The organism is [Clostridium] symbiosum ATCC 14940 (genome assembly GCF_000466485.1).
Classification (GTDB): Bacteria; Bacillota; Clostridia; order Lachnospirales; family Lachnospiraceae; genus Otoolea; species Otoolea symbiosa.
On the sequence record NZ_KE992984.1, the window covers coordinates 1 to 9,108 of the forward strand.

Here is a 9,108-nt window from a genome sequence, read left to right on the forward strand (position 1 = left end):
TCTCGATACATTCAATAATTCTGTTGTCTTCCATTCTTCTTCTCCTTTTCTTTGAACATGCTATTAATTGTTAAATTGACAGTTTCTTTATCTTTTTATTTCTAATGCGTTTAAAATACCATCCAAAGCTCACATTCTTAAGACTTTTTAAGCTGCGCTTTTTCCATCACCCATATCGTTGAATTTATCGCGGTCAAGCTCACCCTGAAGCGCAGAGATACATACGGCAGTTACAAGGTCGCCAGCGGAGTTGGTGGATGTATGGGCCTGGTCGATGATTCTGTAGATACCGGCTACCAGAGCATATGCTTCCAGTGGAAGTCCCATCTGTGTAAGAAGCGTAAGGCTGATAACAAGGCCAATCTGCGGAGTTGCCGCACAGCCTACACTTAAGAAGGTAGCCTGTACAACCAGCATAATCTGCTGTGAAATGCTTAAATCAATGCCGTAAAGCTGGGCTGCAAATAATACGATGATACCAAAGTAAATACAGGTACCGTTCATGTTGGCCGTAGCGCCGAGCGGAAGCACGAAGCTGGCAATATCCTTCGGTACGCCCATCTTTTTAGGAGCTACTTCCATGGAAACCGGAAGTGCTGCTGAAGATGTACAGGTACTGAATGCGATCATCCACGGTTCAAATGCCTTCTTCCAGAATTTTATCGGACTTACCTTGGCTATGAAAATAAGGAATATGGAATAAACCACCACACACATGATAATACTTGCCAGATAGTCGGTTAAGATAAATTTCAGAACCGGTCCGAAAATTGCGAGGCCGTATTTAGCCAGTGATACGGACATAAGGCCGAATACACCGAATGGAATGATTCCGAGAATCATGTTAACAATCTTGAACATTGCCTGGGAACAGACTGATATAACGTCGGCCAGAGGTTTTGCCGCATCGCCGATACTGATAATCGCAAAGCCCAGGAACAGGGAAAATACGATGATTGGCATCATGTCCCCATTTGTCAGGGATGCGAACGGATTGCTTGGAAGAAGGTCCAGGATTGTCTGGTAAACACCGGGAAGCTCTTTTACTTCGACCGTATTCTCAATCGTGCCAAGGATAAGTCCTTTACCAGGCTGAATGATATTTGCCAGAACAAGACCGATCGTTGCTGCGATGCCTGAACTGAACAGGAACCACAAAATTGTTTTCACACCGATGCTTCTGAGTTTTTTGATGTCCCCCAGCGAAAGCGCCGCATCAATAATACAGAAGAAAACCAGCGGAACAACTATCATTTTGATTAATTTTATGAAGAAGTCTCCCAGAAATTGGAGAAATGGTAATATGTACTCATTGATAACCGGATTCTCTACCCCACCCATAAAATTCAGTATGTACCCGAAAATAATACCTGCAAACAGTGCAATGAAAATTTTCACATACAGAGGCCGTTTCTTTTTTTCCTTAACCCCTCCTGTTGTTTGTGCTGCCATATTAGTCCCCCTTTTTTGTAATAAATGATTAACTAGTTTCCCTTTCCTCATGAGGTTTGAACATATTTTATCAAGCTGTTAACGCATTATAAACTGTTATACAAGATCCGAAATATAATATAGTTTTTTAGTTATATGTTAAGACAGTGTTAAAAAAGGGCAAAAAAAGGCCGGGAAATGTATGGGATGTTGTCGAATAATCCCTTGCACTTTCCCGGCCTACATAAAGTCCCGAGCACGTCCTGCGTATATTCTATTCCGTCCTGTAATCCCTTGCCGCATCGGCAAGCTGCTGCAAAACCCCCTCATCGAGATCCGCAAAATACGGTATGTTTTCTCTCTGCCTGTCCGCTTCCTCCATATCGAGGTCCGCAAACACGAGCTCTTCCTCCTGTCCCGGCGACTGGGCTATCATTCTGCCGTCAGGCCCGGCGACTCCGGAAGCCCCGCAGCAAAGCTCGTCCGCAAAATTGGCTCCTGCCGTAAAAAGAAGATTGTACAGGCTGCTTCCCTTCAAATCCAGATCCCACCGGTTCCTGGCCGGAACGCTCCACGCCGCCGGACAAAATATCATCCTTGCCCCTTTAAGCGCAGCAATCCGGGCCGGCTCCGGAAATTCCAAATCATAGCAGATCAAAATGGCCGCCTTGCCAAATTCCGTCTCAAAAACAGGAAATTCCTCTCCCTGCTTAAATCTCTTTTTTTCACTTTTCCAAAGATATACCTTTCTTGCTTTTCCGGCAATTTTTCCCTGCCTGTCCGCAAAAACCGCCGTATTATAGATATCATTCGAGTCTCCCCGCTCGGCGAACCCGGCTACGATACAGATCCCGTTTTTTTTTGCCGCTTCACAGATTCCCCGGACAAATTCCCCGTCCTCCCTCTCTGCGATTTCCAAAAGCCTGTCTTTTTTCACAAAATACCCTGTATACGATAACTCCGGAAAACAAATGATATCGGCCCCTCCTGCCGCTGCTCCGGCCGCCATCGCTTCCATCTTCTTCATGTTGGCCCGCGTGTCCCCCTGCACGGCCCGCATCTGCCCCAGTGCAATTCTTACATTCCTCATCTTCTCACTCCATTGTCATTTTTATGCCGTACGGAAAGTATAACATATCACTCCCGAGTCGGCAATGAGGAATACACAAAGCAAAAACCCCGAAACCATATTCCGTTTCAGGGTTTTCACATAATCCAGTCTGTAGTTGCTCTCACGTTTTCCATAGTCTCTCCCATTAAATTCCCAGTAACCTGCGGAATTTTACGTCTGCCTCCTTTTCGTCTGCTCCGTCAAAGTAGAATATCAGGAACTTCTTCTGCGGCTGTATTCCCCTTTGCAGTTCGTCGTAACTCTTAACATTAATCTTCTTCTGTTCCGCCTTTATATATATGTCACATCCAAACAAATTAGCTGCCTGGATTAATGCAGATATCGGCGGCGGCGTATTTCTTTCGTTTCCTGCCAAATTGTACTGTCTGGCCAGCATAAGCCTCCCTCCTTCCAAATATTCGAGGCTGTTAACTATATTCTTATAATTTCACTATATCACATTCCACTAATCTGTCAATACATATTTACATAATTATTATCTATTATTAAACATTATGACAATTTTTTGTCCAATTGTTTATACATATTTTATATTTAATAAATTCTCATAAATGTGTATCTTTTTATTTAGTTCTTAAGTTAAGCTCCGCGGGAGATCGCACTAGCGTGATTCTTTCATATCACAGACTTTGTTTTTATGGTATAATGACCGCGTAGCGGGCATTATACCGCGCATCAACGGTTTCTGCGTCCACCGCAGAAATCCGGCGCTAAAATTAATAAAATAACTAAGCGAGGCATTACATATGAAATTTTTAGAAAAGCATCCCATGTACATGATTGCAACCGGAGTAGTTGGAATATCACTGTCTGCCATTATAGTAAAGTATTCAGACGCTCCCTCTTTGATTACTGCTGTTTACCGTCTTTTTTTTACCGTTGCCATGATGACACCGGTTGTATTTTTAAACCGCAGTTTCAGAATGGAACTCTCCCGCGTTTCTCTGCGAACGGTTGTTCTGTGCGCTGTCAGCGGAATCTTTCTGGCGCTTCACTTTGTCAGCTGGTTTGAATCCCTGGCCTACACGTCCGTAGCCAGTTCCACCGTAATCGTCTGTACCGAGTCTATCTGGGTGGCCCTTGGCTTCTGTTTTCTATTAAGAGGACGCTTAAAGAAAAAGGCTGTTTTAAGCATTGCCGTCACCTTTGCCGGCAGCATCCTGATTGCCATGTCCGATTACGGCTCTGGCAGCAGCCTTCTCAAAGGCGATTTACTTGCACTCTTTGCCGCCGTCATGGTGGCCGCCTATACGCTGCTCGGCCGGATTGTCCGGGCAGATACTTCAACCACGGTTTATACTTATATTGTATATTTTTTCTGCGGCCTGTCACTATTTGCCGCCGCGCTTATCACCCGCACACCGCTCACCGGTTACGGCAGTTCATCCCTGATCTGCGGTTTACTGCTGGCAATTTGCTCCACTCTGCTCGGTCACAGTGTTTTCAGCTGGTGCCTGAAGTATCTCTCTCCGGCCTTTGTATCCTCTTCAAAGCTGTGTGAACCTCCTGTAGCCTCTCTGTTTGCGATGATACTCTTCGGCGAAATACCGTCCCTGCTCCAGATTTCAGGAGGTATTATAATTCTGGCCGGCGTAATTTATTATTCGAGGCTTGAAACCGCTGCCTGAGAGCATGTTTGCGAACCGTATCACGCTCCCAAACACGCTCTTCGATCTTTTCACGCCGTTCAATCAAAGTTTTCGTTCATTTTAGGCCTCCGCCTTAATATGATAGAGTATAAACCATCAAACGGAGGTTCTCATGAGTTCATACTTATCCGTATCCGGCGTTATCACCCGGATTCAACCGCTTACAGGAGTTAACAGCTCCCAGTACGGCTGTACATTAAACATGTCCATACGCTCCCTTCAACAGGGAGAAGTAAATTTCACAGTAACCGGCGATACTTACGTGGTTGACAACACAACACTGCATCCCGGCGATCAGGTGACTGTCTTTTACGACGGGAATGCCCCTGCGCCCCTTATATATCCGCCGCAGTATAAAGCGGTTGTCATCGCGCTCTCCGCTTATCACCAGTATTATCTTGGAGAGTTTTATAATAATTTTGTCAGTACCGACGGAACCCTCCAGTTAAACGGCATGGCGGCACAGGGTACCTTCCTTCCCAACGGCCAGATTTTTTCCGGCGCTTTAGTCGGGAAAACCGCGCTTGTCGAATACACCTCCTCTACAAGAAGCATTCCGGCCCAGACAACTCCGGATCGTGTCATTGTATTTTGTTATTCGTAAACCCAGGTCAAAAAGATATCGCCTAAATAGAAAAACGGTTCGCAAAGGTATCAGCCTCTGCAGAACCGTTTTCCTATTCTCTTCTTTCTTTATTCCCAGTTTTTCTGTTCCATTTCTTAACCCGCTCTCATGCGTCCGTCATTTTCCTGCGCATTGTCAGAAATCTGCCGGCGCCCGCATCTAACACCTTGATTATAGTCTCGTCCACAATGACAGCGATCAGGTATGACACCACGCATGTAAAAATATAGGGGATGACCAGCTGGCCGATGCTTTTATTCTCCCAGCCGACAGGAATAAATCCGAGCGGAAGAACGGCCGACAGGACAAACAGATGCACCATCAGGACGGAAAAGCTTCTTTTCCCAAGCCTCTCAAGGATCCGCGAAAAGCGGCTGCATATACCGTTCAATCTCAGCACCAGGACAAATACGGCTGAGGCCATCAAAAATTCAAGTATCGAACAATTTGCAATAATCTCCAGGTAATCCGGACGGAAGCTGTATATCCACAGCGAGAAGGCCAAGGCGAAAGCGCCCCCTGCCGCCAGAAAGATATCATATTTCCTCATCCATGCCTTATTCAGTAAATATCCGCCCAGGAACAATCCCAGCCAGGAATCCAGATACAGAGAAATCCCCAATTCGAATTGAAAATACGTACATGCCGTCCGTATCGCCAACGCCGCCGCAATCATGGCAAACAGCAGTTTTTCCATCCGTTCAGGCATTTTCGCCAGCATCAGGCGGTAAAAGGGTACTAACAGATACAGCGCCAGCAGCTTGTAAATCAGCCATAAATGGGGCCCCATCGTGATGGATGCGCCAAAAAAGCTGAGGGCGGCCTCTCCGGCCCAGCCTGCCGTTCCCTCGCCGGTGGCACAAAGAAGCTTTAAATAAAACAGGGAATATACCGCAAACGGCAGCACAATTTTCACAACTCTTTTTCTATAATACTGGCCGATGGTTTCTTCCCGGTATGGCAGAAGCAGGGCCCCGCTGATAAAGAAGAACAGCAGGTTGCAGGTCAGCACAGACAAAACAACCGCCTGAAAAAAGAAATCTCTCGGCGTCCCCTTTATCTGGGTCAAGGCAACCGGCTCTACCACATGCACTGCAATTACAAACAGTGCCGCAAGAACACGCACACCATCCAGATAAGCCGTTCTCTGCCTCCGCTCCCCCGGCTGTCCGGCCGCTCTGCCATGGGACTGTTTCGCTCTTTTACGCCGTTCTGCGCCGTGCAGGCAAAAAGATAACGGCAGAACGGCAGCAAGCAGCAGAAGGCGCAGGGGATTCACCCGGTCAAGCATCTGCCGGACAGCAGGTCCTGCGGACGGTCTTTCGTTCACGGATACATTCTTTATCTGGCCGGCCCCTGTCAACGTCAGCCTCAATTTCTCACACCTGACATCAGGAAGAGGAATGATTCCCTTTGTCGTTCCCCTCAGCAGCCAGCGCTCAATCCGGCGAAACCGGTTAAACTCCTGTCCGCTGTTTTCTGTATAGTATACAAGAACCTGCATCTTCTCGGGTATCGGTTCCGTAAACTCAAACTCCAGATAGCCGGCCCGGATGCCCGGTGCAAAATCCAGCCAGGGCATGTCCTCCGTTGTCTGGTACGGATTCCCGTTTGCCGCTCCGCCGGCCGTATATTCCGGGACTAATACAATATTTTCTTCTAAAATAGAACCGCGCCTGGCTGAAAAATAAGCCAGGCACAATTCTATACATATTGCTGCGATAAGCCCTGTCACAATCAGGGTAAAGCATCTCTTTTTATTATTCATCTTCCGTCTTTCAGATTACCATACAACACCGTTGGCATCAATCCACTTGCCGTTCGGTGCCTGTCTGTTGAACCACATTGCGCCGGTTGCCGTATCAAAGAAATACCATTTACCGTCGATCATCTGGTAGCTGGTCTTTCTTGCGCCTCTCGTTCCGTCGGAAACCGGATTCAGATAGTACCATAAGCCGTCAATCTGCTGCCAGCCCGTCTTCATAGCGCCTCTTGTTCCGTCAGATACAGGATTCAGGTAGAACCAGTTATTATCTACAAAAATCCATCCGGTCATCATGTAACCGTTGCCTGCCAGGTAGAACCAGTTATTATCTACAAAGAGCCACTGATTCGTAAGCGGTACTCCGTTATTCTGACGGTACATCCAGCCGATCTGATCCTGTACCCATCCGCCGCTGATGGAAGGTGTTCCGGAAGAACCGCTGCCGGAAGCTGGCGGTGTGCCTGTGTAAACATTGCTGGAGTTCATATAGTAGTCATCCGACTCGTCACTCCACTCGCTCTTCTCCCCGTCCGAATTGCTGATGGCTCTTACCTTGAAGGAGTAATCGCCCGCTTTAGTCATATACGGGTAGAAATTGTATCTTTCATTTGACGTTGTAACTGTTGTCACTGAAGAACCATTGCGGTACAGTTTAACTTCATACTTATCGGCGTCATCAATGGTTTCCCATGTAGCATTCCTGCCGTCCCATTCAAGTTCATCGGGAACCTCCAGCTCGCCGCTTACCTTACGCTGCTTCACTTCAACCCTGAGTCCTCTTCCGCTGTCCAGCCTGGATGCAGATTTGAATTCGCTCCGGTTGCCTGATACGGAAAAATACTTGGAAGAGGTATAGGAGAATCTGTACTTATCCGCTGCATCTCCTATTAATTCCAGCTCGATTCTGATAACCGGAGTCTCGCCGCGCTCCCACTCATCGTCATTGGTATTATGGTACTCCACACTGTCTATCCGGAAGTCTGTTCCCTCCTTGAGATTCTGTGAAAGAGTGACTTTAACCGACGGTGTGCCTACACTGTCTCCAGCATCCGGCACTTCACTGTTAACCTGCACCTTCACTTTTGTAATCTTGTCTTCGGCCGCATAGGCGGTCATACACATTGCGCATGCGGTTATCATCGCCAATACAGGCACCGCCGCTTTCTTCAGGCTACGTTTCATAAACTTTCCTCCTTCATCCTCTTTTACCTTCGTATACTGATTTTTTTGTTTGCATATACCTTATTATACCAAATGAATTACTGTTCGTCAAAGAATCTCTATTCTATTTTCAGAAATTTGACAGTTTTTCATTCATTTATTATAATAATTTATATATTTTATCTAGCTCCGAGAACTTTAAAATTCCGAAATTTCGGATGCGCTCATATGACGGTTCAGCCATGATGCATTCCGCGAGGTGTTTTCGCTGTTTTTGCGAAAATCCCGAGTTGTGCGGCGCGATGCGATGAAAAGCAAACTTTTCACCACAATCAACGGCGTTTTCTTGCCGTTTCTGTGCATCATCTGCTGCAGTTTGGCCGAAGGCTGAACTGTAACGCGCTCATCGAGCAGTACATCACTAATCCACAGGAAAGGAACCCTAACCCATGAATGATTCTAAAAGCCAGAAAAACGAAGTTGTCAAAAACCTTTTTGAAAGAAAATCAGTCCGGATATTCGAAGACCGTCCCATTTCACCGGAAGACCGCCTCACAATTCTTCAGGCTGCCTGCCAGGCTCCCACCGCCGGTAACCAGCAGCTCTATACAATCCTTGAGATTACAGAGCCGGCCCTGAAAAAGCGGCTGTCCGTTACCTGTGATAATCAGCCCTTCATAGCCGATGCGCCGTTGGTGCTTCTGTTCTGCGCCGACTGCCAGAAATGGTATGACGCTTACCGTTATGCCGGCTGCACCCCCAGACATCCCTCCGCAGGCGATCTGATGCTTGCTGTCGAGGACAGTTCCCTTGCCGCCCAGAACGCCGTCACTGCCGCCTGGAGCCTCGGCATCGGTTCCTGCTATATCGGAGATATCATGGAACACTGTGAACTCCACCGGGAGCTGTTTCAGCTTCCCCCTTACGTCTTCCCGGCCGTCATGCTGGTACTCGGCTATCCGACTGCCCGGCAGCGTGAAAGAACAAAACCGGCGCGCTGTCCTCTGGACTCCATCGTGATGGAGAATACCTACCGTAAAATGGACCGTGACGCTCTGTATCAGATGTTCTCCCATAAGTCCGGCCAACAGTCCTATGAAGACTGGATGTCTGCCTTCTGCAACAGAAAGTATAATTCCGATTTTTCCAGGGAAATGGGACGTTCTGTTAGGGAATATCTGAAAGAGTTTTTGTCTTCTGATCAAACGGAACAATAAGGTGTTCGATCCCGGAATTTCCTTTATTGGTTTTATAGTGTAATTATATCAGACTATTGTTACCTATCTCTAACTTTTTGCTTACATTTTCATTAAATAGAGATTTAGTTAAGCAGGTGAGGACGCCG

Annotated in this window: 8 protein-coding genes; 3 read left to right on the forward strand and 5 right to left on the reverse strand. The window is 47.0% G+C overall.

The features are described 5' to 3' along the window. Positions 1–147 precede the first annotated feature (147 nt). The 3 genes from CLOSYM_RS16625 to CLOSYM_RS16635 form a co-directional block, all read right to left on the reverse strand. A complete protein-coding gene (locus CLOSYM_RS16625) occupies positions 148–1,452 on the reverse strand; it encodes a dicarboxylate/amino acid:cation symporter (RefSeq protein ID WP_044902686.1) in 1,305 nt (434 codons plus the stop codon). 253 nt (positions 1,453–1,705) lie between these two features. Next, positions 1,706–2,521 carry a nitrilase-related carbon-nitrogen hydrolase gene (locus CLOSYM_RS16630; RefSeq protein ID WP_021643012.1) on the reverse strand — a complete coding sequence of 272 codons (816 nt, stop codon included), beginning with the start codon at positions 2,519–2,521 and terminating at the stop codon, positions 1,706–1,708. 166 nt (positions 2,522–2,687) lie between these two features. Next, positions 2,688–2,939 carry an HPr family phosphocarrier protein gene (locus CLOSYM_RS16635; protein ID WP_003510647.1) on the reverse strand — a complete coding sequence of 84 codons (252 nt, stop codon included), beginning with the start codon at positions 2,937–2,939 and terminating at the stop codon, positions 2,688–2,690. 370 nt (positions 2,940–3,309) lie between these two features. Here CLOSYM_RS16635 and CLOSYM_RS16640 point away from each other — a divergent pair, with 370 nt between their 5' ends. Both CLOSYM_RS16640 and CLOSYM_RS16645 read left to right on the forward strand, forming a co-directional pair. Next, positions 3,310–4,191 carry a DMT family transporter gene (locus CLOSYM_RS16640; protein WP_003510649.1) on the forward strand — a complete coding sequence of 294 codons (882 nt, stop codon included), beginning with the start codon at positions 3,310–3,312 and terminating at the stop codon, positions 4,189–4,191. Positions 4,192–4,324: 133 nt separating this feature from the next. Next, positions 4,325–4,816: a hypothetical protein gene (locus CLOSYM_RS16645; protein WP_003510651.1), complete on the forward strand. Its 492-nt coding sequence runs from the start codon at positions 4,325–4,327 to the stop codon at positions 4,814–4,816. A gap of 127 nt (positions 4,817–4,943) precedes the next feature. Here the strand turns inward: CLOSYM_RS16645 and CLOSYM_RS16650 are convergent, their stop codons facing one another. Beyond that, entirely contained in the window at positions 4,944–6,605 is a 1,662-nt protein-coding gene (locus CLOSYM_RS16650) for an acyltransferase (RefSeq protein ID WP_021643014.1), read from the reverse strand. A 15-nt stretch (positions 6,606–6,620) separates the two neighbouring features. Continuing rightward, on the reverse strand, positions 6,621–7,784 hold the full coding sequence (locus tag CLOSYM_RS16655) for a hypothetical protein (protein WP_003510655.1): 1,164 nt from the start codon (positions 7,782–7,784) through the stop codon (positions 6,621–6,623). Between the two features lie 428 nt (positions 7,785–8,212). Between CLOSYM_RS16655 and CLOSYM_RS16660 the strand changes: the two genes are divergently transcribed. After that, positions 8,213–8,980, forward strand: coding sequence for a nitroreductase family protein (locus CLOSYM_RS16660; protein ID WP_021643016.1), 768 nt, complete (start codon positions 8,213–8,215; stop codon positions 8,978–8,980). The last annotated feature ends 128 nt before the right edge of the window (positions 8,981–9,108 follow it).

Excerpts from the sequence above, each read along its gene's own strand:
- CLOSYM_RS16640 (WP_003510649.1), top strand. The coding sequence starts at position 3,310 with ATGAAATTTTTAGAAAAGCATCCCATGTACATGATTGCAACCGGAGTA.
- CLOSYM_RS16650 (WP_021643014.1), bottom strand. The coding sequence starts at position 6,605 with ATGAATAATAAAAAGAGATGCTTTACCCTGATTGTGACAGGGCTTATC.
- CLOSYM_RS16660 (WP_021643016.1), top strand. The coding sequence starts at position 8,213 with ATGAATGATTCTAAAAGCCAGAAAAACGAAGTTGTCAAAAACCTTTTT.
- CLOSYM_RS16625 (WP_044902686.1), bottom strand. The coding sequence starts at position 1,452 with ATGGCAGCACAAACAACAGGAGGGGTTAAGGAAAAAAAGAAACGGCCT.
- CLOSYM_RS16655 (WP_003510655.1), bottom strand. The coding sequence starts at position 7,784 with ATGAAACGTAGCCTGAAGAAAGCGGCGGTGCCTGTATTGGCGATGATA.
- CLOSYM_RS16635 (WP_003510647.1), bottom strand. The coding sequence starts at position 2,939 with ATGCTGGCCAGACAGTACAATTTGGCAGGAAACGAAAGAAATACGCCG.
- CLOSYM_RS16630 (WP_021643012.1), bottom strand. The coding sequence starts at position 2,521 with ATGAGGAATGTAAGAATTGCACTGGGGCAGATGCGGGCCGTGCAGGGG.
- CLOSYM_RS16645 (WP_003510651.1), top strand. The coding sequence starts at position 4,325 with ATGAGTTCATACTTATCCGTATCCGGCGTTATCACCCGGATTCAACCG.